The organism is Bradyrhizobium sp. SZCCHNRI1009, from assembly GCF_032487575.1.
GTDB lineage: Bacteria > Pseudomonadota > Alphaproteobacteria > Rhizobiales > Xanthobacteraceae > Bradyrhizobium.
In genome coordinates, this window is sequence record NZ_JAUEUL010000004.1 from 114734 (window position 1) to 141152 (window position 26419).

The 26419-nt window shown below is 66.3% G+C and carries 22 protein-coding genes; 8 read left to right on the forward strand and 14 right to left on the reverse strand.

Going from position 1 to position 26419, the window contains the following annotated elements; genetic code table 11:
* Position 1 precedes the first annotated feature (1 nt).
* Complete coding sequence (locus tag QX010_RS09605; RefSeq protein ID WP_316179074.1) at positions 2-904, forward strand: LysR family transcriptional regulator; 903 nt, start codon at positions 2-4, stop codon at positions 902-904.
* A gap of 562 nt (positions 905-1466) precedes the next feature.
* On the opposite strand, the gene QX010_RS09610 is transcribed toward QX010_RS09605, so the two are convergent.
* Positions 1467-2381 (reverse strand): phosphoribosylaminoimidazolesuccinocarboxamide synthase, encoded by a 915-nt coding sequence (locus QX010_RS09610; RefSeq protein ID WP_316179075.1) that lies wholly within the window; start codon positions 2379-2381, stop codon positions 1467-1469.
* A 39-nt stretch (positions 2382-2420) separates the two neighbouring features.
* The gene (locus tag QX010_RS09615; protein ID WP_316179076.1) at positions 2421-3338 is read right to left on the reverse strand and encodes a pirin family protein; all 918 of its coding nucleotides are present in this window, start codon (positions 3336-3338) and stop codon (positions 2421-2423) included.
* 140 nt (positions 3339-3478) lie between these two features.
* Between QX010_RS09615 and QX010_RS09620 the strand changes: the two genes are divergently transcribed.
* Both QX010_RS09620 and QX010_RS09625 read left to right on the forward strand, forming a co-directional pair.
* A complete protein-coding gene (locus tag QX010_RS09620; RefSeq protein WP_316179077.1) occupies positions 3479-4531 on the forward strand; it encodes a helix-turn-helix domain-containing protein in 1053 nt (350 codons plus the stop codon).
* Between the two features lie 141 nt (positions 4532-4672).
* Entirely contained in the window at positions 4673-6079 is a 1407-nt protein-coding gene (locus tag QX010_RS09625) for a serine hydrolase (RefSeq protein WP_316179079.1), read from the forward strand.
* 8 nt (positions 6080-6087) lie between these two features.
* Here the strand turns inward: QX010_RS09625 and QX010_RS09630 are convergent, their stop codons facing one another.
* Positions 6088-7458, reverse strand: coding sequence for an MmgE/PrpD family protein (locus QX010_RS09630; RefSeq protein WP_316179081.1), 1371 nt, complete (start codon positions 7456-7458; stop codon positions 6088-6090).
* Positions 7459-7575: 117 nt separating this feature from the next.
* Between QX010_RS09630 and QX010_RS09635 the strand changes: the two genes are divergently transcribed.
* A complete protein-coding gene (locus QX010_RS09635) occupies positions 7576-8718 on the forward strand; it encodes an FUSC family protein (RefSeq protein WP_316179083.1) in 1143 nt (380 codons plus the stop codon).
* 5 nt (positions 8719-8723) lie between these two features.
* On the opposite strand, the gene QX010_RS09640 is transcribed toward QX010_RS09635, so the two are convergent.
* The 5 genes from QX010_RS09640 to murA all read right to left on the reverse strand — a co-directional run bounded on the left by QX010_RS09640 (position 8724) and on the right by murA (position 13619).
* The gene (locus tag QX010_RS09640; RefSeq protein ID WP_316179085.1) at positions 8724-10109 is read right to left on the reverse strand and encodes an MATE family efflux transporter; all 1386 of its coding nucleotides are present in this window, start codon (positions 10107-10109) and stop codon (positions 8724-8726) included.
* Positions 10110-10872: 763 nt separating this feature from the next.
* Positions 10873-11352, reverse strand: coding sequence for a DUF2867 domain-containing protein (locus QX010_RS09645; RefSeq protein ID WP_316179087.1), 480 nt, complete (start codon positions 11350-11352; stop codon positions 10873-10875).
* A 142-nt stretch (positions 11353-11494) separates the two neighbouring features.
* Complete coding sequence (locus tag QX010_RS09650; RefSeq protein WP_316179089.1) at positions 11495-11743, reverse strand: hypothetical protein; 249 nt, start codon at positions 11741-11743, stop codon at positions 11495-11497.
* Positions 11744-11753: 10 nt separating this feature from the next.
* Complete coding sequence (locus QX010_RS09655; protein WP_316179091.1) at positions 11754-12218, reverse strand: hypothetical protein; 465 nt, start codon at positions 12216-12218, stop codon at positions 11754-11756.
* A gap of 105 nt (positions 12219-12323) precedes the next feature.
* The gene (murA, locus tag QX010_RS09660) at positions 12324-13619 is read right to left on the reverse strand and encodes a UDP-N-acetylglucosamine 1-carboxyvinyltransferase (RefSeq protein ID WP_315803893.1); all 1296 of its coding nucleotides are present in this window, start codon (positions 13617-13619) and stop codon (positions 12324-12326) included.
* A 321-nt stretch (positions 13620-13940) separates the two neighbouring features.
* Between murA and QX010_RS09665 the strand changes: the two genes are divergently transcribed.
* Positions 13941-15935: an acetoacetate--CoA ligase gene (locus QX010_RS09665; RefSeq protein WP_316179093.1), complete on the forward strand. Its 1995-nt coding sequence runs from the start codon at positions 13941-13943 to the stop codon at positions 15933-15935.
* Positions 15936-15998: 63 nt separating this feature from the next.
* On the opposite strand, the gene gyrB is transcribed toward QX010_RS09665, so the two are convergent.
* From gyrB to dnaA, 5 genes are all read right to left on the reverse strand, one after another.
* The gene (gyrB, locus tag QX010_RS09670; RefSeq protein ID WP_315803891.1) at positions 15999-18434 is read right to left on the reverse strand and encodes a DNA topoisomerase (ATP-hydrolyzing) subunit B; all 2436 of its coding nucleotides are present in this window, start codon (positions 18432-18434) and stop codon (positions 15999-16001) included.
* A gap of 298 nt (positions 18435-18732) precedes the next feature.
* The gene (gene recF / locus QX010_RS09675) at positions 18733-19869 is read right to left on the reverse strand and encodes a DNA replication/repair protein RecF (RefSeq protein WP_316179095.1); all 1137 of its coding nucleotides are present in this window, start codon (positions 19867-19869) and stop codon (positions 18733-18735) included.
* Between the two features lie 81 nt (positions 19870-19950).
* Entirely contained in the window at positions 19951-20319 is a 369-nt protein-coding gene (locus QX010_RS09680) for an endonuclease domain-containing protein (protein WP_316179097.1), read from the reverse strand.
* Between the two features lie 97 nt (positions 20320-20416).
* Positions 20417-21535 carry a DNA polymerase III subunit beta gene (gene dnaN / locus QX010_RS09685; protein ID WP_315803888.1) on the reverse strand — a complete coding sequence of 373 codons (1119 nt, stop codon included), beginning with the start codon at positions 21533-21535 and terminating at the stop codon, positions 20417-20419.
* 311 nt (positions 21536-21846) lie between these two features.
* Positions 21847-23277 carry a chromosomal replication initiator protein DnaA gene (dnaA, locus tag QX010_RS09690; protein ID WP_316179099.1) on the reverse strand — a complete coding sequence of 477 codons (1431 nt, stop codon included), beginning with the start codon at positions 23275-23277 and terminating at the stop codon, positions 21847-21849.
* 496 nt (positions 23278-23773) lie between these two features.
* Between dnaA and QX010_RS09695 the strand changes: the two genes are divergently transcribed.
* Positions 23774-24094, forward strand: a complete 321-nt coding sequence (locus QX010_RS09695; RefSeq protein ID WP_315803886.1) for a hypothetical protein — start codon at positions 23774-23776, stop codon at positions 24092-24094.
* 501 nt (positions 24095-24595) lie between these two features.
* Here QX010_RS09695 and rpsT read toward each other — a convergent pair.
* Entirely contained in the window at positions 24596-24862 is a 267-nt protein-coding gene (gene rpsT / locus QX010_RS09700) for a 30S ribosomal protein S20 (RefSeq protein WP_012047584.1), read from the reverse strand.
* Positions 24863-25219: 357 nt separating this feature from the next.
* Between rpsT and QX010_RS09705 the strand changes: the two genes are divergently transcribed.
* On the forward strand, positions 25220-25537 hold the full coding sequence (locus QX010_RS09705) for a hypothetical protein (protein WP_315715027.1): 318 nt from the start codon (positions 25220-25222) through the stop codon (positions 25535-25537).
* Between the two features lie 177 nt (positions 25538-25714).
* Positions 25715-26371: a peptide-methionine (S)-S-oxide reductase MsrA gene (msrA, locus tag QX010_RS09710; protein ID WP_315803885.1), complete on the forward strand. Its 657-nt coding sequence runs from the start codon at positions 25715-25717 to the stop codon at positions 26369-26371.
* The last annotated feature ends 48 nt before the right edge of the window (positions 26372-26419 follow it).

Sequence of the window (26419 nt, forward strand, 5' to 3'; positions counted from 1 at the left end):
AATGTCTCGACTGCCGGACTTCGAGGGCCTTGCGCTGCTGGCGCGGGTGGCCGAGGAGCGCTCCTTCGCCGGGGCCGCCCGGGCGCTGAACCTGTCGGTGGCGACGGTGTCCCGGGCCATCGGCCGCCTCGAGGACCGGCTCGGCGCCCAGGTGTTCAACCGGACGTCACGCAAATTGGCCCTGACCGACTTCGGCCGCCGGCTCGCGGAGCGCGGCGCGCGCATGTTGCAGGAGGCCGAGGAGGCGGAAAGCGCGGCGCGCGAACTGTCGAGCCAGCCACGCGGCACGGTCAATCTCGCGGTGCCGATGTCGTTCGGCCTGCGCGAAGTCAGTCCGCTCCTTCCCGCGTTCGTGCGGCAGTATCCCGAGATCACGCTCAACCTGCATCTGAGCGACGCCACCATCGACCTGATCGGCGATGGCTTCGATGCGGCGCTGCGGATCGCCGCGCTGCCGGATTCATCGTTGATCGCACGGCGCCTGCGCGCGATGAGCCGCTTCCTCGTCGCGTCGCCGGCCTACATCGCCCGATACGGCCGGCCGCAAACGCCGGCTGAGCTGAACGTCCATCATTGTCTCGGCTACGCCTATCGCGCACGGACGGCGACCTGGCAGCTCACGCATACGGACGGCAGCGAAGCCACGGTGACTCCGACCGGTCCGCTGTCGGTGACGAACATCGATGCGCTGATGCCGGCGCTGCTGGACGGCATCGGCATCGCCGAACTGCCGTGCTTCGTGGCCGAGCCGCACCTCGCCGAGGGCCGGCTGGAGATCCTGCTCCCCGACTGGAAGCTGCCGGGCGGCGGATTGTACTTCATCACCCCGACGTCTCGCGTCCGGCCGGCGCGGATCGATGCGCTGAGCGAATTCCTGGTCAAGCACCTGTCGCGCAGGGGATAGCGGCGTTCGCAGCGAACACGATGCTGCTAGTCCAGCTCGCTCGACCGAAAATCAGTATTGCTATTTTTCAGAAATCGTGATTTACTCCGCGCATCCCGTCCTCATGCAGAGGGGCGTGCGCGTCGTCACGATACGTAGAGGCGGGGAGCGGTGGCCGCGTGTCTGTCAGGTGCTTTTGCGCTGACGAATGGCAGCGCGCGGACGGTCAAGCCGTGTGGTCCTGACGCCCCGGTGCTGGCGTCAAGCCTGTGGGGATGCGATCCGTGACAGGACGTGTCGCTGAGGCGACGGGGGCAAACAAGCCGGTCCCCGGGGAGAGCTCGGAGCAGCCGTAAGCCCATCGCGCAGGGAGGGCCGGGATGTCTCGGCTGAACCTGTGGTGACCGCCGCGTGCATTTTTTTCCGCACGCGGGCCATGGGAGCAGCCAGCTCCCGGCCTTCCCTGCGCCCTCGCGATTTCGAGGGCGAGAACGATCTGCAAAGCTCGGGTTGTGAAGCCGCGAGAACGTTCAAACGCGTCGGCGCTCTGATGCCGCTCAGCTCCGCACTGCGCAGGCAGCCGTCAAATGTTCAGGTCACGCCCGGTGACACGCCGGAAGGCCTCGAGATAGCGCCGGCTCGTCGCATCCACCACGCTCTGGGGCAAGGGCGGCGGCGGGGCGTCGCCATTCCAGCGGCCGGCCTTGCGCTCCGCATCGAGATAGTCGCGCAGCGGCTGCTTGTCGAAGCTCGGCTGCGGCCGGCCCGGTTGATAGGCGTCGACCGCCCAGAAGCGCGAACTATCCGGTGTCATCACCTCGTCGATCAGGATGATGTTTCCATCCTTGTCGCGGCCGAACTCGAACTTGGTGTCGGCGATGATGATGCCCTGCTCGCGTGCGAGCTTCTCGCCGAGCGTATAGACCGCGCGCGTCATGCTCTCCAGCGTGTAGGCCGTGTCGTCGCCGACCACCTCGCGCATCCTGGCGATGGTGATGTTCTCGTCGTGGCCGGTCTCGGCCTTGGTCGCCGGGCTGAAGATCGCGGGCTCGAGCCTCTCACTCTCGACCAGGCCCGCGGGAAGCTGCTCGCCGGCGAGCGTGCCGCTCGCGGCATATTCCTTCCAGGCCGAGCCGGAGAGATAGCCGCGGATCACGCATTCGATCGGAAACACGGTGGTGCGCTTGCACAGCATCGCCCGCCCGAGGATCTCCTCGCGATGCGGCTGCAGCGCCGGCACCTCGGCGATGATCTCGTCGGTGTCGGCCGAGATCATGTGGTGATGCACGACGCCTTCCAGCGCGTTGAACCAGTAGGCCGAGATCTGCGTCAGCACTGCGCCCTTCATCGGGATGGTCTCGTTCATCACGACGTCGAAGGCCGAGATGCGGTCGGTGGTCAGCAGCAGCACGCGGTCGTCGCCGACGGCATAGATGTCGCGGACCTTGCCGCGGCCGATCTTCGGGAGCGGCAGATTGCTGGCGAGAAGCGTGGTCATCGTTCGGGGCCTTCGAAAGGGAGCATCGCCTCCCATAGCCTATTCCGGCAGCGGAATGAACTCGTGCTCCTGGGGAACAGCGGCGAAGCGGCCGGTTTTCCAGTCCTGCTTGGCCTGCTCGATGCGCTCCTTGCTGGAGGAGACGAAATTCCACCAGACGTGGCGCGGCCCCTCCAGCGCGTCGCCGCCGAGGAACATCATCCGGGTCGGCTTCACCGTACGCACGCTGATGGCATCGCCCGGGCGGAAGATCAGCAGCCGCGGCCCCTCGTGGCGCTCGCGGGCGATCTCGACCTCGCCGTCGACGATGTAGATCGCACGCTCCTCGTGGTCCGGATCGAGCGGCACCACTGTGCCGGCCTGCGCCGTCACCTCGACATAGAACCAGGGCGAAACCATCGTCACCGGAGAGGCTTTTCCAAACGCCCGGCCGGCAATGATGCGCGCGGAGAAGCCGGTGTCGCTGACCGTCGGCAGCGCGCCCGCCGCGTAATGCTGGAAGCTCGGCGCGATCTCTTCCGATTCCACCGGCAGCGCGATCCAGCTCTGCAGGCCCAGCATGTTCTGGCCGTTCTGCCGCTGCAGATCCGGCGTGCGCTCGGAATGCGCGATGCCGCGGCCGGCGGTCATCAGGTTCATCGCGCCGGGCTGGATCTCCTGGACGTTGCCCTCGCTGTCGCGATGCATGATGGCGCCGTCGAACAGATAGGTGACGGTGGCCAAGCCGATATGCGGATGCGGCCGCACGTCCATGCCCTTGCCGGAGACGAATTGCACCGGACCGAAATGGTCGAAGAAGATGAACGGCCCGACCATCTGCCGGCGGCCATGCGGCAGCGCGCGGCGTACCGCAAAGCCGTCGCCGAGATCACGGGTGCGCGGCACGATGACGTGCTCCAGCGCATCGCACGAGGTGGGATCGCCGAATTCGGGATCGTTCGAAGGCTGCCAGCTCATGGGACGCTCCTGAGATGTGGTCACGCGAGCCTAGCAGCTTCGCGACGGCGAGGGCAGGGCATGAGGTCGCGGCGTCGGCGTGATTTGAACGGAGCGGCACTCCGGCCTAGAGTTCCGGCGCTGACAACGGATCCGTGACGATGACGCTCGACAGCCTCGATCTCGTGCTTCGCGCCGCCGCCATTGCGCTGCTCGCCGTGCTCGCCGTCGCGTTGGGACGTGATCTCGGTGGTCAATGGCGCGGCCGGCTGGCGATCGCCCTGGCGCTCGGCTCGGCCGCGCATGCGACGACCTTCAACATCGGCGGGACGGCGGCGCCATCGCTCGCTTCCGCGCCGCTGATTGCGCTCGCGACGGCCGACATCGTCGTGCTCTGGCTGTTCTGCCGCGCGCTGTTCGACGACGGCTTTGCGTTGCGTCGGCTGCACGGCCTGATCTGGCTGGCTGTGTTCGGCTTCAGCCTGATCAGCTGTCTCGTGCTGGGGCCTGCCGGACATGGCCGGCTCGTGATCGTCGCCAATAATGTGCTGGCGCTCGGCTTTCTTGGCCTGACCTTGGCGCAGACCCTCCGCTCCTGGTCGGCGGATCTCGTCGAGGGACGGCGGCGCATCCGGGCCTTCGTCGTGATCGCGGCGCTGTCCTACGGTGGCGTCAATGCGCTGCTGCAGATGGCGTCCGCCGGCAGCGGCCCATCCGAGCTTGCCAATGTGGTCAATGCGGCGATGTTCCTGGTCGTGGTCGGCGCCGTCGCGCTGATGCTGCTCAGGGTCGGTGCCGGCGATGTGTTCGCGCCGGAGACACCGCCGGTCGCAGAGCCCGAAGCCACGGCTCCCAGGGCCGCGGACCGCAGGCTGGTCGACGCGCTGATGCGGCTGATGGCGGATGAGCGGATCTATCGGCGGGACAACGTCACCATCGGGATGCTGGCGACCAGGCTCTCCATTCCTGAATACCGGTTGCGGCGGCTGATCAATGGCGAGCTCGGCTACCGCAACTTCAACACCTTCCTCAACGCCCACCGCATCGAGGAGGCCAAGGCCGCGCTCGCCGATCCCGCCCAGGCCGAGGTGCCGGTCATCACCATCGCCATGGATGCCGGGTTCCAGTCGCTCGGTCCGTTCAACCGGGCGTTCAAGGCGGTGACTGGGGTGACGCCGACCGAATACCGGCGCATGAGGCTGGCCGCAGCGTGATCTGCTCGGCCTTGAAATCACGGAGGAATTCCAGAATCGGCGAGGTCCCGGCCATTCCCGGCTGGTGCGATTTGCGAAATCGGCGAGCATCCGGGCCGCAGCCGCGGTCTGGTCCGGCGGATCGAACTTCCGGAGCTCCTCATGACCAGACGCCGCCTGCTGCCTGCTCTCGTTGCCACCACCGCGCTGACCGCCCTGGCGGTCGGCGGCGCCCGCGCCCGCGATGTGCCGAAGGTGGCAACCGGCTTCATCGCCAGCGTGCTGTGCTCGGAGACCTTCGTCTCCGGTCTCGACCCGGACCGCACGCTCTCCGAGACCCGGGCCGCGATGCCTGGCGCCGGCCTGCTGAGCTGGGCAATGGACGTCCGCGTCGATCGCGCCGCCAAGGACGTCAGCGTGACGCTGCTCGGGCTCGGCCGGAGCCACGCCGTGTATCGCGACGGGCTCGGCTGCCACATGGACCATGGCGAGAGCCGCGACTGGCCGACCGTCCGGTTGTCGCCGCCGCAGCCGGCCTTGCTGCCCGACATCGCTCCGCCGCACGTCGTGGTGCCGGCCACACCGGCGCTCGCCGCGGCGCTCGACCGCGCCTTTGCCGAGCCGGAGGTGCCACCGTTCCGGCGCACCCACGCCGTCGTGGTGATGAAGGACGGCAAGGTCATCGCCGAGCGCTACGCGCCCGGCTTCACGCTCGACACGCCGCTGCTCGGCTTCTCCGCGACCAAGTCGATGACCGCGACCCTGATCGGCATTCTCATCCGCCAGGGCAAGCTCGCGCTGCATGCGCCCGCGCCGGTGGCGGCGTGGCAGAGCGAAAGCGATCCGCGTCATGCCATCACCGTCGATCATCTGCTGCGCCACACCGCCGGTCTCGCGCTCGGCAGCTCGCTGCAGGCCTCGCTGTTGTCGGCGCTCGAGCCGGTCAACCGGATGAAGTTCGTCGAGCCCGACCGCGCGGCCTTTGCCGAATCCATGCCGATGGAGACTGCTCCGGGCGCGGTCAGCAACTATCACGACGGCAACACCGTCATCCTTTCCCATCTCATCCGCGATGCCGCCGGCGGCAGCGCCGCGGATGTGCTGCGCTTCGCGCATCGCGAGCTGTTCGATCCGCTCGGCATGGCCAGCGTCACGATCGAGTTCGACGCCGCCGGCACGCCGGAGGGATCGAGCCAGATGCTGGCCTCGGCGCGCGACTGGGCACGGCTCGGCCAGCTCTATCTCGACGACGGCGTGGTCGCCGGCCGCCACATCCTGCCCGCGGGCTGGGTCGACTATGTCGGCACGCCCACACCGAACGCCTATGTCGGCCTCGGCGCCGGCTTCTGGACCAACCGCGGCGACAGTTTTGGCGCCAACTACCGCATCGCGCATGGCTGGCCGCGCGATGCGGTCTTCGCGAAGGGCACGCTCGGCCAGTACGTCATCGTCATTCCCTCCGAGCGCCTCGTCATCGCGCGCTTCGGTCGCACCGTGAACTGGCCGCCCGAGGCCGACGGCGTGGCGCAGCTCGTGAGCGACGTGATCGCAGCGACAAGAGGGGAATGACGCATGCGCTACACTCTCCCCAACGCCGTCGCCCGCGCCACACGGTCGAAACGCTCCAGCGACAGGATCGCATCGGCAAAGCTTTGCGCGCGGCTGCTCAGCACCGGCCGTGCCAAAGTGATGAACTTGTCGCTCATCGCCTGCGCCGATGGAAACGAGGTCGGCTCGCCCGAGGGATCATCGTGCAGCCGCTCGTGCACGCCGTCCTCGGTGGTGATGGTCACGCGGGCGCCGAACGGATGGCTGCGGCCGATCTCCAATTTGTCATCCTGAACGACGTCGAACTTGTCGGCGAGCGCGTTGATCGCGGCGTCACCAAGGCGCGTGTAGTCGTCCCAGCCGAAGCGGCCCTGGTCGAGCGCCAGCGCGCCGGTGAAGAACATCGAGAACTGGCCGCCGACGATCGAGCTCGGATGCCGCTTGGTCGCGGCGTCGCCCGTCAAGGTGATGCCGTTGCGATGCAGGCCGATCTCGACGCGCTTGACCTGGTCCGGCGTCAGATTGTGCTCGCGGCGCAGCGCGATGATGGCGTCGATCGCGGCATGGGTGTAGCGGCAGCTCGGATACGGCTTCACGCCGATCTTCATCGTCTCATAGGTGGAGCCGAGCCCGGCGACGGCCTTTTCATGGTGCGGCGTGTCGGTGTAGCCGACCAGCAGGCCGTGCTTGCCCTCGACGGATTCGATCGCGCCGACGAAGTCGTTCTTGGCGAGCGTGGCCGCGATCACGCCGTTCATCGCCGACGCGCCGACCTGATAGCGCTTGTTCCAGGCGCCATTGACGAGAAACTGCAGCGAGCCCGCGGCCTGGCTGCCGGAGACGCCGAAGGCGTAGATCAACTGCTGCTCGGACAGCCCGAACAGCTTGCCGGCGGCGGCCGCCGCACCATAGGTGCCGGCGGTCGCGGTCGGGTGGAAACCGCGGGCATAATGCGAGGTCGGATCGAGCGCATTGCCGAGCCGGCAGCACACCTCGTAGCCGGCGACAATAGCGGTCAGCACCTCGCGGCCGGAGGCGCCGACCATCTCGCCGACGGCGAACGCGGCCGGCACCACGGGTGCGCTCGGATGCAGCGAGGAATCGGCGTGGGTATCGTCGAAATCGAGCGAATGGCCCATCGTGCCGTTGAGCAGCGCCGCGACCGCCGGCGTCCAGGTTCTGTCGTCGCCGAACACGGTCGCCTCGCCCGCCGCATCCAGCTTCAGCGCCGCCAGCATGTTCACCACCGACGGCGTCGACTCCGCCTCGCGCCGGGCGCGGATGGCGCTGCCGAGAAAATCCAGCGTCAGCACCTTGGCGCGGTCGAGCACCTCGGGCGGGATATCGTCGTATTTCAGCGCGGCGACGTAGGCGGCGAGCGTTGCGGTTTCCTGGGCCATCGTGTTTCCTCACATCGTTGCAGCCAGGGTAGGCAAGCTGATTCCGCCTTTCAAGCCGGTCCGGCCCGGTGGGAGGCTGCCATGCCGACGCGCTGGTCCGTTCGAGGTGGATGATTGATGGCGTCGTTCAAGGAGCTGTTCGGCAGGTTGCGCGGCCGCAAGGCGCAGATGTCGCTGGCCGTCCGCGGCACGGTGGCGGCGACGCTCGCTTTTGCCGTTGCCACGGCCTTCCACCTGAAGCTGCCGCTGTGGGCGGTGCTGACCTCGCTGATCGTGACGCAAGGCAGTGTCGGGCGTTCGCTGAAGGCGACGCGCGACTACATGTTCGGCACCATCGGCGGTGCGATCTATGGCGGCGCCATCACCGTGTTCATTCCGCATTCCGGCGAATTGCAACTGCTCGGCATGCTGATCCTGGCGGTGACCCCGCTCGCCTTCATCGCCGCGATCAATCCCAGCCTCAACGCCGCCACCGTGACCGCGGTCATCGTGCTCCTGGTGCCCACGATGGGCCATCTCGATCCGCTGGGATCGGCGATCGACCGTGTGTTCGAGGTTGCGGTCGGCGCGTTCACCGGCCTCGCCGTATCGTTCGTCGTGCTGCCGTCGCGGGCGCATGTCCAGATGCGCAGCGCGGCGGGCCGCCTGCTCGAACTGATCGCCGCAGCAATGACCGAGCTTCTGGCCGGCCTGTCGCGCGGCCGCGACAACGACGCGCTGCATCGGATCCAGGACGGCATCGGCACCGCGCTCACCGAGTTGAACGCGACCGGGGCGGAGGCCGAGCGCGAACGCTCGGCGCGGCTGTCCTCCGGCGCCGACACCGGTCCGCTGCTGCGGACGATCCTGCGCCTCCGCCATGACGTCGTGATGATCGGCCGCGCCAGCGTGGTGCCGCTGCCCTCGGAGCTGCAGGCACGTTTGTCGGCGCCGGTGGCGCGCGTCAGCGATGCGATCGCGAGCTATCTGCGCGGCTGTGCCGCGGCCATCCGCAACGGCTCCGGCCCACCGCCGATCTGGCCGATCCATGTTGCGGTCAAAGCCTATGCCGAGCAGGTCGCCGCCGTCCGCAGCGACGGGCTGACGCGCGGGCTGCCCGGCGATGCCGCCGAGCGCTTCTTCGCTCTGGGCTTTTCGCTCGACCAGATGCGGCAGAACCTGATCGACCTCGAGCGCGTCGTCGCCGAATGGTCCGGAGCGTCGGCCGGCAAGGTGCATCGGCCGGAGCCCGGGGAGTCGTCCGATACGGCCGGCGCCTGAACTCTTCATCGGGTCAGCCGCAGGAAGCGCACCACCAGCAGCGCGGCGTAGATCGTGGTGCCGATCGACAGGCCGATCCAGATTCCGACCGCGCCGAGCGCGGTGTGGAGGCCAAGCAGATAAGAGGCGGGGAAGCCGATCAGCCAATAGCCGAGCACGGCGAGCAGCAGCGGCACCCGCGTATCCTTGATGCCGCGCAGCGCGCCGACCGCGATGCTCTGCAATGCGTCCGTGATGAAGAACGTCGTGCCGACGAGCAGCAGCGTGGCGGCCAGCGCCGCTGTCGTTTCGGCATCGGAGATCCCGGAGCCGAGGAACAGCTGCACGATGTCATGGCGCGCAATGACGATGCCGAGCGTGAACAGCACTGCGAGTGAAAGGCCGAGCAACATCGCCATCAGGCCGGCGCGGCGAACGCCGGTCGCATCATCGCGCCCGGCGGCGTGGCCGACGCGCACGGTCGCGGCCATGCTGATCCCGAACGGCACCATGAACAGGATCGCGGTGATCTGCAGCGCGATCTGGTGCGCGGCGAGCGCGGCCGTGCTGATCAGCCCCATCAGGATCGCGGCCGCGGAGAACAGGCCGTATTCGAGCAGGAACGACAGCGAGATCGGCGCGCCGATGATGAGGAGCTGTCGCATCAGTCGCCGGTCGATACGGCCCAGTCGCGCGAGGACGTGGTAGTCGCGGAACGGCGGGCGGAACGCTGCGAACCACAGCCCGGCGAGGAACGTTCCCAGGTTGACGGTCGAGGTGGCGAGGCCGACGCCGGTCAGGCCCAGCCGCGGAAAACCCCAGTGGCCGTAGAGCAGCGGATAGACCAGCAGCGCGTTGAGCGGGATCGCGGCCAGTGTGATCCAGAGCACCGGCTCGGGGCGGTTGACCGCGCCCATGAAGCTGCGCAGCGCCATGAACCACAGCATCGGCGCAATACCCCAGGCGAGGCCGCGCAGATAATCCTGCGCAGGACGCGCGACGTCGGGGGCCTGTCCGAGCGTGAGCAGGATGGCCTCGCCGTTCAGCGCGATCATCATGATCGGCAGCGCGATGAACAGGCCGGCCCATAGTCCAACGCGGAGCGCGCGCCGCACCAGTGCTGCATCCGCGGCTCCGAACGCCTGCGCGGCGAGCGGCGCCACCGCCGACATCAGGCCCATGCCGAAGGTCGAGCCGACGAAATACACCGTGCCCGCCAATGCGGCCGCCGCGACGGCATCGCCGCCGAGACGGCCGATGAAGGCGAGGTCGGTCGACATCATCGCGATCTGCGACAACTGCGTCAGCGCCATCGGTGCGGCGAGCCGGATCGTGTCCCAGAGCTCGAGCGCGAGGGGAGGCGTCGGCGCCGCCGTTGGCGGTGCGTGGTTGGTTCCGGCTGTGGAGGTCATGGTCGGGGCTATAGCAGGCCCTGCGGCGTCGTGCACATCACGGCGGGATGTTCGGTCGCAGCCGCGTGCGGCACGGAGGCGCAGCTCCACCTGGCCAAATGCGGACGGCTGCGTGAGGCGCATCGTCAATCGCATTGACGTGATCGCGGGCATGACTGACTGATCTCGCGGCGCTGATACGTCCGAGCTCTGCTTGATCGATGGCCCTCGGAAGCGAGAGGGCGCGGGGAATGCCGGGTGCTGGCCGCACCCATGGCCCGCCTGCGTAAAAAAATGCAGGCGGCAGGAACCACAGGTTCAGCCGAGACATCCCGGCATTCCCCGCGCGATGGTTGGAACGACTTATACGTATTCTCCCCGGGGACCGGGCTTTCTTGCCCCCGTCGTCAGCGGAATCGCCCGCCGGCTTGACCTCAGCGTCGGGAGGCCAGGACCATACGCTTTCGCCGTATGCGACCGCCCCTTCGTCCACACGCCAGCCTCGGGTTGCTACCCAAGTGCGCGCTGAGAGCCGCCGCATCCACCGCATCCCACCCTCAACGTTCGTGACGATCGCGAAGCGCCCCTCTCAGCGAGGACGGGATGGGCGCATTGTTTCTGATTTGCGGAATAAACGCAAGCGAAAATTCTGAAAACCGGGAAGCAATATGGTGGCCCCGGCTGGACTGCCGAGCGGTTCGATGCGTTCTCCGTCGTTGCGTGCGGAGTATTCAGTCTAGGGACGGAGAGCCGGCGCGACAGTGGACCGAAGACTTGCACATAGTCAGGCGGCCGTTGCGACCTGCCGGAGCATCGCCTTCACGACGAGGCGGTGAAACGGCTTGATGAGGGTGAGATAGCAGCGGCCGAGCAGATTGTGCGTCCTCACCAGCGTCGTGGCCGTGACCTGGCGGCCCTCTCTTGCGGCAGTGACGTCGATCACGACGCGGAAATCGAGATGGCTGTCGTCGAGGCCAGCGACCAATTGCGCCGGTTTCTCGCTGATCACCGGGAACATGCCGATCAAGCCGAGGGCGCCGCAATCACCGGCGCCGGAGGTTTTCAGTCCGAGCGGCGTTACCAGCAGGTTGCGCAAGCCGAGCAGCGCCTCGACCCAGCGCGGCGACCGGCTGAACATCCGCGTCGCCGCAGTACGGGCGTCGATGGGATCATCGTCCACCACAATGCAAAAGGCGTCGGCGAACTCGGCTCCCTCGAGCCAACGCGCGCGATCGACCGCCGGCTTGGTCTCGTTGATGGTCATGTGTTGCGCGTTTCTCAATCAGAGTCCGAGCTGCGCATGATAGGTAAAGTCACGCCAGGCAGATCGACTTATCCCTTGTGGCGCTAGGCGGCGCGTGAGGCGCTCCAGCTTTATTGTCGGATGCGTGCGGCTGTAGAGCTATTCAATAGGTTGCCCGGCCACGGTCCTGCGATTGAATCTTTTCAGCCTCCGAATCCGAGCTAGTCCCACCTTCGCGCCACCCGAACAGCTTTTTGAATTCAGAGAACGGCCGCAATAATCTGTATCGTGCCCGAGGTGAAGGATTGTACTCGTTATCGCGTAGCGCCAATAACTCGTCGATAGTTTTCCGCTTCTTTTTTGGGGGAAGGGTCTGATCGAGCGTTCGGTTCTTCTCGTCGTCGTTCGTCATTGCAGGCTCCCTAGCTCATCTTCAGAAAGAAGTAGCCCGTATGAATGAAAATTCCGATTAGGAGCATATAGCCGGCCCAGTTTAGTTGTCTTGCCTTCTCATCATTAACAAGTTTGTTTCGTTCGTAGGCGACTGTGAAGTCGACTATGCGGTGGTCGAAGAATTCATCGTCCTCCGGGGGAGGCTTGAAGCAATGGAGGATCTTGCGCGGATCGCTTGTGGCTTCGTAATTCGAGATTCTGATTGACCACAGTGACAAAAGAAAGCCGGCGATTAATGCTATTATTGTACAGCCTAGTATGATTCTGAGCGACACGATTTCCGGCTTAAGATGTTCCGTGGCGAACAAGACGAATGCTGAATAGAAGGTAATCAGCGAAAGGTAAGTCCTGGCGCGATCAGCCAGGGATGCTTCTCGCACCCGTTCCTCATCGTAGAGCGTTTTGAAGAATAAATATTGTTTCTCTGTCGCCACGACGATCTCGTTCGGGATCGGAGGATCACCGAATCTAGTCAATTTATTCAGGAGTTGCAATTTATACCAATGTGCACCGAAGCGAGCGCAAGGAGTCTCGCCTAATTACCGTCCCCGCTCCGGCACGCGGGTGATCTTCGCGCCCAGTGCGTTCAGGCGCTCGTCGATGCGTTCATAGCCGCGTTCGATCTGGTCGGCGTTGTCGATGTACGAGGTGCCTTCGGCGCAGAGTGCTGCCAGCAGCATGGCCATGCCGGCGCGGATGTCGGGGGAGACGACGCGGGCGCCGCGCAGGCGGCTGGGGCCGGCGACGATGGCGCGGTGCGGGTCGCACAGCACGATGCGCGCGCCCATCGAGATCAGCTTGTCGACGAAGAACATCCGCGACTCGAACATCTTCTCGAACATCAGGATCACGCCCTCGCATTGCGTGGCGGTGACGAGCGCGATCGACATCAGGTCGGCCGGGAAGGCCGGCCAGGGCTGGTCCTCCAGCTTCGGCACGTGGCCGCCGAAATCGTCCTTGATCCTGAGCGTCTGCTCCGAGGGCACGATGAGATCGTCGCCGGCGACCTCGCAGACGATGCCGAGCCGCTCGAAGCCCATGCGGATGGAGCGCAGATGCTCGGTACCGGCGCGCACGATGCGCAAGGGAGAGCGCGTCACCGCGGCGAGCCCGATCAGCGAGCCGACCTCGATGTGATCGGGCTGGATCGCGTAGGACGCCTGACCGAGCGTGCTGGCGCCATGGATCACCATCGTGTTGGTGCCGATGCCCTCGATGTTGGCGCCGAGCGCCACCAGGAAATGCGCGAGGTCCTGGACATGCGGCTCCGAGGCCGCGTTGCGCAGATAGGTCGTGCCGTGCGCAGCGACGGCGGCGACCAGCGCGTTCTCGGTGGCGGTGACGCTGGGCTCGTCGAGGAACACGTCGGCGCCTTTCAGGCCGGAGGCGCGCAGCTCGATCTTGTCGGTCGCGGTGACCGTGGCGCCGAGCTGCTCGAAGGCCAGGAAATGGGTGTCGAGCCGGCGCCGGCCGATGACGTCGCCGCCAGGCGGCGGCAGCGCCACTTCGCCGCAGCGGGCGAGCAGGGGTCCTGCCAGCAGGATCGAGGCGCGGATGCGAATGCACAGATCCGGATCGAGATCGGCGGCGCGGATGTCCTTGGCATGGATCGCGAGCCGGTTGCGGCCTCGCCATTCGGCGGAGGCACCGACGGAGCGGATCAGCTCGACCAGGGTCTCGGTGTCGCGGATGCGCGGCACGTTGTCGAGCGTGACCGGATGCTCGGTCAGCAGCGCGGCGGCGATGATCGGCAGCGCGGCGTTCTTGTTGCCGGACGGCTCGATCGCGCCTTTGAGCCGGTGACCGCCCTCGACGATGTATTGAATGGGCGCCATGCGGTGATGATCCGTTGTCGAAGCGTGTGGCCGTTGCCCTTGCCGGCTTCGCGACGGCGTTCGGGCACAGGGTGTCCAGCGGGATCAACCTGTTCCGCAATCCGGCGACCGCGAACCTGGTTCACGGGCCGCCGGGGTCCTCATGAGATCGACTCCTAACGCCAATTCCAAAACGGAATCAATGCCGGAAAATCGCGGCGGGCCACTTTGCCACGGCGGCGGGGCAGCGGCCGGGGAGCGCGCCGTGTTCTTGACGGCCGGTGTGGCGCGGCCGATGGTCGTTGGCTGCCGCGGCTGCGGCAGGGATGGAGAAACGCTGGAATGGCCGATGATCAAGCTGACGTCTGGACCTGCTCGGCGCAGCGACAGGCGCGCGCCAACATCCGCCGATATCTCGACTGGCTCGCTTCGCGCGGCCACAGCTTCTCCGGCTATCACGATCTCTGGCAGTGGTCGGTCGACGACGTCGCCGGGTTCTGGCGTTCGATCTGGGATTATTTCGAGGTCATGGCCGACGGCGAGATCGGCGAGGTCGTCTCGCGCGATCCGATGCCGCGGACGCGCTGGTTCACGGGGACGCGGCTGAACTTCGCCGAGCACGTGCTGCGCCACGAGTTGAGCGGCAGTCCCGATCGAGCGATGCTGTATCACGGCTCAGAGCTGCGTCCGCTGGCGGCCGCGAGCTGGGGCGAAATCGCAGGCCGCGTGCGGCGGCTCGCCACGTCGCTGCGCGAGATGGGAATCGGCAAGGGCGACCGGGTCGTCGCCTACATGCCGAACATTCCCGAAGCCGTCATCGCGATGCTCGCGACCACGGCGATCGGCGCGGTGTGGTCCTCGGCGGCACCGGAATTCGGCGCGCAGACGGTGATCGACCGATTTTCGCAGATCGCGCCGAAGCTCGTCTTCGCGGTCAACGGCTATCGTTACGGAGCGAAGGATTTCGACCGCATCGGCGATCTCGAGACGATCCTCGCGGCGCTGCCGAGCGCCGAGATGCTGGTCATGCTCGACTATCATCCCGCGGCGCGCAAGGCGCCCGAGTTTCATGGCCGCATCCGGGCGTGGCCCGACCTGCTCGAGGGTCCGGCGATCGCGCGCGGCGCATTCCAGTTCGCACGCGTCGCATCGGATCATCCGCTCTGGGTGCTGTTCACCTCGGGAACGACCGGCCTGCCGAAGCCGATCGTGCACAATCACCACGGCATCGTGCTTGAGCACTACAAGTCGGCGGCGTTTCATTTCGAGATCGAGGCGGACGGCACGCTGTTCTTCTACTCGACGACAGGCTGGATGGTCTGGAACACGCTGATGTGGGGGCCGCTGATGAACGGCACCTCCGTGCTCTATGACGGCCATCCGAGCCATCCGGACGCGCGGCTGGTGTGGCGGCTCGTGGAAGCCGCCGGCGTGACCGTGCTCGGCATCAGCCCGAGCTACATCCAGCTGGTGCGGCAGCAGGGCGTCGTTCCGGGCCGCGAGTTCAATCTGGAGCGGCTGCAGTCGGTGATGCTGGTCGGATCGCCATCGACACCGGAGGTGTTTCGCTGGGTGCACGAGGCGGTCAAGCCCGAGGTCTGGGCCTCCTCGCAATCCGGCGGAACGGAGTTCTGTTCCGGTCTGCTGGCCGGCTCGCCGCTGCTGCCGACGCATGCTGGCGAGATCCAGGCTCCGGCGCTCGGCGTGGCCGCGGTCGCGTTCGACGATGCGGGGCGCGAGATCATCGACGAGGCCGGCGAACTCGTCGTGCGCGCGCCGATGCCTTCGATGCCGCTCTGCTTCTGGGGCGATGCCGATTTCGTCCGGTATACGGACAGCTATTTCGGCGTCTATCCGGGGGTCTGGCGCCACGGTGATCGTGTCCGCTTCAACGCGCGTGGCGGCTGCCACGTCTTGGGCCGTTCCGACGCCACGCTGAACCGTCATGGCGTGCGGATCGGCTCGGCGGAAATCTACCGGACGATGGAGGGGATTCCCGGTATCGTCGATAGTCTCGTCATCTGCATCGAGCAGCCGGACGGCGGCTTCTACATGCCGCTGTTCGTGCAACTCGCCCAGGGCATCGAGCTGACGGACGGGTTGCAGGACGAGATCCGCCGGCGGCTGCGCCACGAGCGCAGCCCGCGGCATGTCCCCGACGTCATCATCGGCGTGCCGGAAATCCCGATGACCCTGACCGGCAAGAAGATGGAGGTGCCGGTCCGTCGACTGCTGCTCGGCGACGCTCCGGACAAGGTCGCGAGCAAGGATGCCACCCGCAACCCGGCGGCGCTGGACTGGTTCACGCAGTTCGCGGCGGCACGGCGAGGCGGATGACAGGGGCGAGCGTCAGCCCGATGAGGGACAGGCCGGACGGCTGGAGCGTCCCGGCATCTGGGCCTACACGTCGACGTTCGCCGACAGCGAGTTGTCCTGGATGAATTCGCGGCGCGGCTCGACGACGTCGCCCATCAGCTTGGTGAAGATGTCGTCGGCCTCGTCGACCTCCTTGACCCTGACCTGCAGCAGCGTGCGGGCCTCGGTGTCGAGCGTGGTTTCCCAGAGCTGTTCCGGGTTCATCTCGCCCAGACCTTTGTAGCGCTGCTGGGTGACGCCCTTGCGGCCGGCATCGATGACGGATTCGAACAGATCGACCGGGCCGTGGATCACCGTCTGGACGTCGCCGCGGCGCAAGGTGCCGGGCTTGGCATAGGCCTCCTGCAGGCGGGCCGCATAGTCGTCGAGCTTGCGGGCATCCGCCGAGGCGAGCAGCGCGTCGTCGATGACGGCGACGTCCTTGACGCCGCGCACGGTGCGTTCGAAGGTGAAGCCCTGGCCCTCGAGGAAGTGACCGATCCAGCCGCGCTCGACCTCGTCGGCCAGCACGTCGAGCCGTTTCGCGATGTACTCGGCCGCGGCGTCCGCGGTCGCCAGGTCGCGGGTGATATCCGGCCGCAGCACGCCGGCGATCGCGGCCTGCTCGACGACCTTGCGATCGTAGCGGCTGTGCAGATTGCGCAGGATGTTGCGGACGATCCGCGCTTCCTCGACCAGCCCCAGCAGGTCGCGGCCCTTGCGCTCCTCGCCCTCGGCGGTCTTGAACACGCAGTCGTCGAGCCCGGTGCCGATCAGATAATCCTCCAGCGCGCGCTCGTCCTTCAGATACTGCTCGGACTTGCCGCGCATCACTTTGTAGAGCGGCGGCTGCGCGATGTAGAGATGGCCGCGGTCGATGATCTCGCGCATCTGCCGGTAGAAGAAGGTCAGCAGCAGCGTGCGGATGTGGGCGCCGTCGACGTCGGCGTCCGTCATCACGATGATCTTGTGATAGCGCAGCTTGTCGATCGAGAACTCGTCACTGATGCCGGTTCCGAGCGCGGTGATCAGCGTGCCGATCTGCTCGCTCGACAGCATCTTGTCGGGGCGCACGCGCTCGACATTGAGGATCTTGCCGCGCAGCGGCAGCACCGCCTGGAATTCGCGGTTGCGGCCCTGCTTGGCGCTGCCGCCGGCCGAGTCACCCTCGACGATGAACAGCTCGGACTTGGCCGGATCCTTCTCCTGGCAGTCGGCGAGCTTGCCGGGCAGCGAGGAGACGCTGAGCGGGCTCTTGCGGGTCAGCTCGCGCGCCTTGCGCGCGGCCTCGCGTGCCGCCGCGGCCTGGATCACCTTGCCGACGATGGTCTTGGCCTCGCCCGGATGCTCCTCGAACCAGGCGGCGAGCGCCTCGTTCAGAACGTTCTCGACCACGGGACGCACTTCCGAGGACACCAGCTTGTCCTTGGTCTGCGACGAGAACTTCGGATCGGGCACCTTCACGGAAAGAACGGCGGTGAGACCCTCGCGACAATCGTCGCCGGTCAGCGCGATCTTCTCCTTCTTCGCATTGGCCTCGGCATAGCCGTTGACCTGGCGCGTCAGCGCGCCGCGGAAGCCGGCGAGATGGGTGCCGCCGTCACGCTGCGGGATGTTGTTGGTGAAGCAAAGCACGTTCTCATGATAGCTGTCGTTCCACCACAGCGCAGCTTCCACGGTGATGCCGTTGACCTCCGAGCGCACCATGATCGGCGCCGGAACGATCGCCTTCTTGTTGCGGTCGAGATATTTGACGAACTCCTCGACGCCGCCGTCGTAATGCATCTCCTCGCGCTTCTCGACCGCGTGGCGCATGTCGGAGAGCACGATGTTGACGCCGGAATTGAGAAAGGCGAGCTCGCGCAGGCGATGCTCGAGCGTCGCGTAGTCGTATTCGACGTTCTTGAAGGTCTCCGTCGAGGCCAGGAACGTCACCTCGGTGCCGCGCTTGCCCTTGGCCTCGCCGACCACCTTCAGCGGCGCAATCGCATCGCCATGGGCGAACTCGATGAGATGCTCCTTGTCGTCGCGCCAGACCCGCAGCAGCAGCTTGCTCGACAGCGCGTTGACGACGGAGACGCCGACGCCGTGCAGGCCGCCCGACACCTTGTAGGAGTTCTGGTCGAATTTTCCGCCTGCGTGCAGCTGGGTCATGATGACCTCGGCCGCCGACACGCCTTCGCCCTTGTGGATGTCGACCGGAATGCCGCGGCCGTCGTCGCGCACGGTGACCGAATTGTCCGGATTGAGGATCACCTCGACCGCGGTGGCGTGGCCGGCCAGCGCCTCGTCGATCGCGTTGTCGACGACCTCGTAGACCATGTGGTGCAGGCCGGAACCGTCATCGGTGTCGCCGATATACATGCCCGGGCGCTTGCGCACCGCGTCCAGGCCCTTCAACACCCGGATCGATTCTGCGCCGTACTCGTTCGCGGTTGCAGGCTCGGTGTCGGCGATGGTTTGCCGGGCGGGTTCGGTCATGTGGGGCCTTCGGAAGGGTGGTCGAATCGGCATCGCAAACCGCATGCCGAGAGCGCTCTTTCTCTCACGAAAGAAGCCACGCGCCTAGCGCAAAGTGGCCCTTCGTAAGACATTGAAGAGATAGCGTTTTTTAACGGTTTTTCAAGGCCTGGCGAGGGTCGTTTTCGTCCCCTCCGAAAGCCGGATTCAGGCCATTCCCGCGGCTGGTTTTGAGGCGTGCGGCGGGGCGCTTTCGCGTGCGATTCAGGGCACGAGTCCGGTATGACCCCGGGGGGATCCCGACCAACGGCCGAAGGCGTTACCGCCGCGCGCTGATCCGTCCGGCCTCGACGTCGAAGATCTCGCCGAGCTCGCGTAGTTCGGCAAACGCCGCGGGATCGGCGCCGGTCAGCCATACCTGGGCACCGAGCGTGCCGAGCTCGGCGAACAAAGCGGTGCGGCGGCCGGGATCGAGATGGGCGACGATCTCGTCGAGCAGCAGCATCGGCACGATGCCGGTGGTCTCGGCGACCAGCGTCGCATGCGCGAGGATGAGGCCGATCAGCAGCGCCTTCTGCTCGCCGGTCGACGCGTCGCGCGCCGGCATGTTCTTCGGCGCGTAGACGACATGGAGATCAGTGAGATGCGGCCCGTCGAGCGTGCGGCCAGCCGCGGCATCGCGCGCGCGATTGTCGCGCAGCATCGCGCGGTAGCGGTCCTCGACGGCAAGCGCCGGCTCGCTCAGCAGCGCATTCTCCATCCAGCCGTCGAGCGCGATCTCGGCGGATGGGAACGCCGAGGCTTGTCCGCGCTGGCGCAGCATCGCAGCGAGCTTCACCGCGGTCTGGCCGCGGCTCGCGGCGACGGCGACCGCGAGCTCCGCAGTCTCGCGCTCGATCGCGCCACACCAGTGGTCGTCGAAATTGCGCACCTCGAGCAGCCGGTTGCGCGAGCGCAAGCTGCGCTCCAGCGCCGACACGCGGCTCGAATGCTCGCTGTCGATCGCGAGCACCAGGCGGTCGAAGAAGCGCCGCCGCTCCGAGGCCGCGCCCATGAACAGGCCGTCCATCGCAGGCGTCAGCCACACCATGCGGATGTGGTCGCCGAAGGCGGCTGCCGAGCCCACCGGCTCGCGGTCGATACGGCAGCGCCTGGTGGTGCTGGCGTCGCTGCGCGGCGGCTCGATGCCGGTGCCGAAGGTCGTCAGCCCCAGCGCGCCCTCGACCTCCGCCGAGACCGCCCAGGAGCCGTCGCCCTGGTTGTCGGCGACATCCTCGAGTGTCGCGCGGCGCAGGCCGCGTCCCGGCGCGAAGAACGAGATCGCCTCCAGGCAATTGGTCTTGCCGGCGCCATTGGCGCCCACCAGCGCCACCATGTCCGCCTGCACGCTGACGCTGGCAGCGCGATAGCTGCGAAAATGCGTCAGCGCGAGGCGGTGGATGCGGGAGGGGGTCATGGGAAATCTAGGCCACACATTCGAAATCCCCTCTCCCCTTGCGGGAGAGGGTGCCGCCGAAGGCGGCGGGTGAGGGGTATCTCACGGCTCGCTCAGCTTCGTGAGGATGTCCTCTTGAACGGCGGTCGAATTGTACAGCACGTCGTTGTTCCAATAGCGAACGATGCGAAATCCTGCAGCTTTCAAGATCGCGTCTCGCTCGGTGTCTTTCTCGTTGTCAGCATGCTGGCTGCCATCGATCTCGATGATCAGGCGCTTTTCGAAGCAAACGAAATCGAGGATGAATTGCTCTACGGGCGCCTGACGACGGAATTTGTATTTCTCAAACCTGCGATCACGTAGCAGTCGCCACATGGCCGCTTCGGATTCGGTCGGCTGACGTCGCATCGTCTTGGCGAAGCCGCGGATGCGTGTGGATGTCGTCCGATGGCTCGGTGATCGTGGAGGCATACCCCTCACCCGCCTCGCTTCGCTCGGCACCCTCTCCCGCAAGGGGAGAGGGGATTTTCGTCGTGTGGCTCGTCCCAAGCGTTGCGTGCAGCGCGCCTCACACCCGCATCGGCATCAGCACGTACAGCGCATTCCTGTTGTCGCGGTCCTGGATCAGCGTCGGCGAGCCTGGATCGGCAAGCCGGAGCACGGCGACCTCGCCCTCGATCTGGGCGGCGATGTCGAGCAGATAGCGCGAGTTGAAGCCGATATCGAGGGCATCCGCGGCGTACTCGACCTCGAGCTCTTCGGTCGCGCTGCCGGAATCCGGATTGGTCACCGACAGCACCAGCTTGCCGGGCGCCAGCGCCAGCTTCACGGCGCGGCCGCGCTCGGAGGAAATGGTGGAGACGCGGTCGACCGCGGCGGCGAAATCGGCCTTGTCGACGACCAGCTCCTTGTCGTTGTTCTGCGGAATGACGCGACCGTAATCCGGGAAGGTGCCGTCGATCAGCTTCGAGGTCAGCACCACTTGGCCGAGCGTGAAGCGGATCTTGCCCTGCGACAGCTCGATCCTGATCTCGCTGTCATTGTCCTCGATCAGCCGCTGCACCTCGCCGACGGTCTTGCGCGGCACGATCACGCCCGGCATCTCGGCGGCGCCGGCCGGCTGCGGCAGGTCGACCTGGGCGAGGCGGTGGCCGTCGGTGGCGACGGCGCGCAGCGTCGGCTGCTTGGCGGTGCCGCCGGCATGCAGATAGATGCCGTTGAGGTAGTAGCGCGTCTCCTCGGTCGAGATCGCGAATTGCGTGCGGTCGATCAGGCTCTTGATGTCCTTGGCCGGAACCCCGAAGGCGTGCGTCATTTCGCCCGCGGCGAGATCCGGGAAATCGCTCTCCGGCAGCGTCTGCAGGGTGAACTTGGAGCGGCCGGCGCGGATCGCGAGCACCGCGCGCTCGCCGTCGCTCTCCAGCACGATCTGCGAGCCGTCCGGCAGCTTGCGGACGATGTCGTAGAACATGTGCGCCGGAACTGTGGTCGAGCCCGCGGTGGCGGTCTCGGCGGCCAGGGTTTCCGTCACTTCGAGATCGAGATCGGTTGCGCGCAGCGACAGCCGGGCGTTCTCGGCGCGGACCAGCACGTTACCCAGGATCGGGATGGTGTTGCGCCGCTCGACCACACGATGGACGTGGCCCAGCGACTTCAGGAGCTGCGCGCGTTCGACGGTCACCTTCATTGCACTTACCCGCCCGTTCCCAACTGATCTCGTCCTGGAATGCCGGCGGGCTAGAGCAGCGCCGCGGCCGATGGCACCTCGCGCCCGAACGGCGCTTGGCCAGCGTCCAGGAGCGTGAGGGGGAGGCGTAAAGTGGCGCGGATGAGGCTCAAGCGCAAGGGATGCGGAGCCGATTTCCCATGTTTCGGCAGGCTCTTCCGGGACCCGGAGGCAGGGGCCGAGCATGACGCCCGAGGGCAGCGTCGAGCCGCCGGGACAATGGCCCGGCTGGGGGCGAACCTTCTGTCCGCTCCCCTGGCCGTGCGTGCCCTCTAATCCTGCAGCTGGCGCTTCAGCGACTCGACTTCGTCGTTCAGCGTGACGTCCTTGCCGACCAGCGCCTCGATCTTGCGCACGGCGTGCAGCACGGTGGTGTGGTCGCGCCCGCCGAAGCGGCGGCCGATCTCGGGCAGCGAGCGCAGGGTCAGCGTCTTGGCGAGATACATCGCGACCTGGCGCGGGCGCACCACGTTGGCGGTGCGGCGCGACGACAACAGGTCGGAGCGGCTGACGTTGTACTGCCGCGCCACGACGCGCTGGATGTCCTCGATCTTGATCCGCTTCGGCTCCTGCGGGCGGACCAGGTCGCGCACCTCGCGCTCGGCCATGTCGAGCGTGACCGGCTGATTGTTGAGCTTGGAATGCGCCAGCAGGCGGTTGATCGCGCCTTCGAGATCACGGCCGTTATGGGTGATGGAGCGGGCGAGATAGTCGAGCACCGGCTCCGGCACGTCGAAGCTCGCATGATGGGCGCGGGCCGCCGCGACGCGCGACTTGAGAATGCCGAGGCGGAGATCCTCGCCCAAAGTTGCCATCTCGACGACGAGGCCGCCGGCAAGCCGCGAGCGGACGCGATCGTCGAGGCTTTCGAGGTCGGACGGCGGCCGGTCGGCTGCGATCACCACCTGGCGCCCCGCGTCGATCAGCGCATTCAGCGTATGGCAGAACTCCGCCTGGGTGGATTTGCCCTGCAGGAACTGCAGGTCGTCGATCACCAGCACGTCGATGCCGCGCAGTGCTTCCTTGAACGCCAGCGCGGTCTGCGATTTCAGCGCCGCGACGAAGCCGTACATGAACTTCTCGGCGGTGAGGTACAGCACCTTGCGCTCGCCGCCGGCGTTGCCGGCCCAGGTGACGGCCTGGAGCAGATGCGTCTTGCCCAGCCCGACGCCGGCATGGATGTAGAGCGGGTTGAACATCACGGGATCGCCGCGGCGACCGTCGGCGACCTGGCGCGCCGCCGCATGGGCCAGCGTGTTGGCGCGGCCGACGACGAAGCTGGCGAAGGTCAGCCGCGGATCGAGCGGCGAGCCGCCGAGCGCGTCATGGCTGGCCGCCACCGGCGTCATCACCGGGGCGCGCGTGTCGGCCGCCGGCTTGGCGTCGCTGCGCTCGGCGCGGCGGGCTTCGACGGCGACGGGGGCTTCCTTGACCGGCGTCGCGCAGCGCATCGCGGTGCGAACGGACAGATCGATACGGTGCACCTCCGGCATCTCGGCCTGCCAGCACGACAGCACGCGCTCGGCGTAGTGCGCCTGGATCCAGCTCTTCAGGAAACGCGTCGGCACCGACAGATGAACGCTTTCGTCCTGGACGGCTTCGAGGTCCATCCGCGCAAACCAGCTCGTATAGACATCCTCGCCGACGGTCGAGCGCAGCCGACCCTTCACGCGAGACCAGCGTTCCTGTTCCGAATTTGTCATGGCAGTCGCAACTTTTCGAATTGAGTGGTGGTGTCGTGTGATCGCCGGGCAGGCGTCCCGTGGAAGGACGCGTCTCCCGCAGCGAGACCTCGAGCGGAGGCTCAACTCCAGACATGGCTTACCGTTCGGCGCGAGCGCCGTTGGGCTGATCAATGCTGGTGAAGAAAACTACTCCGCGAGGTCAGCGCATACTCGGACGAGCGGGAGGGCCGATGGCCGTGCTGGCGATGGCCGTGCTGGTCGTACCGGTCACTTCAGTGCCGACCGCCAAAGTGCCGACCGCCAAGGGTGCGTGATCCGGAACCAGCTTATGGTGTGTGCCCGCAATTTGTCCGTAAAGCATGCAACCTCCCCGCCCTGCCGTGATTGCTCACGGCAAGTTGTCATCCCAATGCCGCCGCGTCCGAACCCCAAGATTCAGCCGCACCGCCGTACATCCCGTCCAACTTGTCCACTCGGTGAGCGAAGCCGCCACGAGCTCCGGCCGGGTCGACCGATGTCGTATTTCTCTTGTTCAAAGCGGCGCAACGATGATGCTGCGCCCGAGAAATTTCGACAAAGTTCGGTCGTTCCCCATATTGCTATGGGTACAGATCCGGCCATCGCTTTGGAAAGCGTCGCCAACGCGCACACCGCCGCCGATTTGCACGTCCGCCCCGTTTCTAAAACCGCGCTGGTCTCAAGATCGTGGGCGCCGCGAGTGATTAAAGAAATACACGATGCGTCGGGACTCGCAATCCATAAGATCGGAGCACGCGTGACGAGTCTTCGCAGCGGTTGCGACGCGGTGTTGCGCGTTAAGAAAGCAACGTTTTGAATCATCGCGAGGAATCTCGGATGTGACAAACAACATCGTCTGCCCAAAATTTCTTCATAATTTTTTTATGTTTCGACCGGCCTCACCCGCTTTTCCAATCACTTGGTCGCGCTATGCGCTTAAGTCATTTTCGAGACGATGTTTTTCGCGATTGCCGGACGCGGGTAACTCCCGCGATGCGCGGTGCGTGAGGTGAACGACGCGCCGCGCTCACTTGACATCGCTGCGCAAGCGCGACGCGCAGAGTCTTCGCTGTTTCAGGTGAGACAATATTGTCACCGCGTAAAACTACGGAACGTCACGTAGGACTACGGAACAATGTCAGGCGCGTATGACGTCGCGCATCCTCCAACACGCGCAGATCGCATTCGCGACGCGATATCGCCATCAAATAGAAGGCGCGGCGAGGAACGAATGTGCTCCGGCGCAATGCGCAAAAAGAAAAGCCCGGCGCGAGCCGGGCTGTTTGCATCTTGATAGTTCGCCAGTGGCGCGGTCGCGTTACTTCGCGAGCTTGGCGATCTGATGCGTGAGGCGCGACACTTTGCGGCTCGCGTTGTTCTTGTGAATGATGTTGCGCTGCGCGGCGCGCATCAGCTGCGGCTCGGCGTTGGCCATCGCCTTCAGCGCAGCCTCGCGGTCGCCCTTCTTGATCGCGTCCTCGACGGAGCGAACGGCGCCGCGCATCTGGGTGCGGCGCGACTTGTTGATGATGGTGCGGCGGGCAATCTTGCGCGTCGCTTTCTTCGCGGAGGTCGTGTTGGCCATGCTCTCAAATATCCTTCGGCGGCGAGCAGTCGCCGCTCTTGCGGGTACGCGCGCGGCCCGCTTGACGCGGCCCCATCGACGCGGTGGGTTGTTCGGACGCCTCTCTGAGAATGCCATGACCGGAGCGGATGCTCGGCGGATCGGCGCTGCTCAAAGAACAGCGGCGGCGGGATTGCGCCCACCGCCAATGGCGACCTTATAGGGGCAGGCCTGCCGAGCGTCAACGGTCTCGGAGCGCCCGCGGCGGCCGGAATCGACCAAAACCCGGTTCTAAGCCCCTGACGAGGTTGAATTTCTGCGGGGGCCCCGCTATGGCCTTGCTGCCCGCAAGGGCGTGCGAGAGAGGGCAGGTGAGGCATGATCCGCGGTTTTTTCCGTCTGGTAGGGCTGTTGCTGCTGGCCGGAAGCTTCATCTTCCTGGTCTATGACGGCGCGCGCTGGGTGGCCGACCAGACCCTGCAGTTCACCCGTTTCGGCCAGCTCTGGAACGACGTCCACCAGGCGAGCCAGGCCGCCTTCAAGGCCTGGATCGAGGCCAAGGCCCCGTTCTTGTGGGAGTGGATCGTCAAGGTGTTTTTGGACCAGCCGGTGTTTGCGGTGCTTGGACTGCTTGGAATCCTGCTGATGCTGCTGTTCCGGCCGCGCAAGCCGCTTATCGGCTATGGACGCGACTGAGCGCGGCGGTTCGTCTCGCTGCGCCGGCAGCTGTATGCTGGCAGCATGCCGCGGGAACCGCTGGCGCGGCGTAACAGCGCTACTGCTGGACCCGTAGAGCCCTATATATTCCCCCTGAGGAGAGGTCATCGCGCCGTGGGCCGTCCCGCGGGCGCTGGCCATGAGCGGAGACATCCCATGTTCTTCATGCGCAAAGCCCCTGTCATGCCGTCTGCCGCCGAGGCGCTGCCCGGCCGCACTCAGCCGATCCCGACCGCCGCCACGCATTTCGTCAACGGTCGGCGCCTGTTGCCGCCCTATCCGGACGGCCTCGCGCAGGCCGTGTTCGGGCTCGGCTGCTTCTGGGGCGCGGAGCGCAAGTTCTGGCAGCTCGGCGACGGCATCCACGTCACCGCCGTCGGCTATGCCGGCGGCCATACGCCGAACCCGACCTACGAGGAGGTGTGCTCGGGGCAGACGGCGCACACGGAGGTCGTGCTGGTGGTGTTCGATCCCAAGGTCATGTCCTACGAGCGGCTCCTGAAGACGTTCTGGGAGAGCCATGACCCGACCCAGGGCATGCGCCAGGGCAACGACGTCGGCACGCAATATCGCTCGGCGATCTACACGTTCAGCGATGCGCAGCGCGAGGCCGCCGAGGCGTCGAAGACGGCCTATGAGTCGGCGCTGCGTGCCAAGGGGCTCGGCGCGATCACGACCGAGATTGCTCCGGCGGGGCCATTCTATTTCGCCGAGGATTATCATCAGCAGTACCTCGCGAAGAATCCGGCCGGCTATTGCGGCCTCGGCGGCACCGGGGTCGCGTGCCCGATCGGTGTCGGCGTGAGCGCCTAGGCCAGCCGCGCGCCGGATCGCGCCGAATATTCTCGGGTCCCTCTCCCA

Bases quoted from the DNA above. Each gene is read 5' to 3' on its own strand.
- QX010_RS09605 (WP_316179074.1), top strand. From the start codon at position 2: ATGTCTCGACTGCCGGACTTCGAGGGCCTTGCGCTGCTGGCGCGGGTG.
- QX010_RS09610 (WP_316179075.1), bottom strand. From the start codon at position 2,381: ATGACCACGCTTCTCGCCAGCAATCTGCCGCTCCCGAAGATCGGCCGC.
- QX010_RS09615 (WP_316179076.1), bottom strand. From the start codon at position 3,338: ATGAGCTGGCAGCCTTCGAACGATCCCGAATTCGGCGATCCCACCTCG.
- QX010_RS09620 (WP_316179077.1), top strand. From the start codon at position 3,479: ATGACGCTCGACAGCCTCGATCTCGTGCTTCGCGCCGCCGCCATTGCG.
- QX010_RS09625 (WP_316179079.1), top strand. From the start codon at position 4,673: ATGACCAGACGCCGCCTGCTGCCTGCTCTCGTTGCCACCACCGCGCTG.
- QX010_RS09630 (WP_316179081.1), bottom strand. From the start codon at position 7,458: ATGGCCCAGGAAACCGCAACGCTCGCCGCCTACGTCGCCGCGCTGAAA.
- QX010_RS09635 (WP_316179083.1), top strand. From the start codon at position 7,576: ATGGCGTCGTTCAAGGAGCTGTTCGGCAGGTTGCGCGGCCGCAAGGCG.
- QX010_RS09640 (WP_316179085.1), bottom strand. From the start codon at position 10,109: ATGACCTCCACAGCCGGAACCAACCACGCACCGCCAACGGCGGCGCCG.
- QX010_RS09645 (WP_316179087.1), bottom strand. From the start codon at position 11,352: ATGACCATCAACGAGACCAAGCCGGCGGTCGATCGCGCGCGTTGGCTC.
- QX010_RS09650 (WP_316179089.1), bottom strand. From the start codon at position 11,743: ATGACGAACGACGACGAGAAGAACCGAACGCTCGATCAGACCCTTCCC.
- murA (WP_315803893.1), bottom strand. From the start codon at position 13,619: ATGGCGCCCATTCAATACATCGTCGAGGGCGGTCACCGGCTCAAAGGC.
- QX010_RS09665 (WP_316179093.1), top strand. From the start codon at position 13,941: ATGGCCGATGATCAAGCTGACGTCTGGACCTGCTCGGCGCAGCGACAG.
- gyrB (WP_315803891.1), bottom strand. From the start codon at position 18,434: ATGACCGAACCCGCCCGGCAAACCATCGCCGACACCGAGCCTGCAACC.
- recF (WP_316179095.1), bottom strand. From the start codon at position 19,869: ATGACCCCCTCCCGCATCCACCGCCTCGCGCTGACGCATTTTCGCAGC.
- QX010_RS09680 (WP_316179097.1), bottom strand. From the start codon at position 20,319: ATGCCTCCACGATCACCGAGCCATCGGACGACATCCACACGCATCCGC.
- dnaN (WP_315803888.1), bottom strand. From the start codon at position 21,535: ATGAAGGTGACCGTCGAACGCGCGCAGCTCCTGAAGTCGCTGGGCCAC.
- dnaA (WP_316179099.1), bottom strand. From the start codon at position 23,277: ATGACAAATTCGGAACAGGAACGCTGGTCTCGCGTGAAGGGTCGGCTG.
- QX010_RS09695 (WP_315803886.1), top strand. From the start codon at position 23,774: ATGTCGTATTTCTCTTGTTCAAAGCGGCGCAACGATGATGCTGCGCCC.
- rpsT (WP_012047584.1), bottom strand. From the start codon at position 24,862: ATGGCCAACACGACCTCCGCGAAGAAAGCGACGCGCAAGATTGCCCGC.
- QX010_RS09705 (WP_315715027.1), top strand. From the start codon at position 25,220: ATGATCCGCGGTTTTTTCCGTCTGGTAGGGCTGTTGCTGCTGGCCGGA.
- msrA (WP_315803885.1), top strand. From the start codon at position 25,715: ATGTTCTTCATGCGCAAAGCCCCTGTCATGCCGTCTGCCGCCGAGGCG.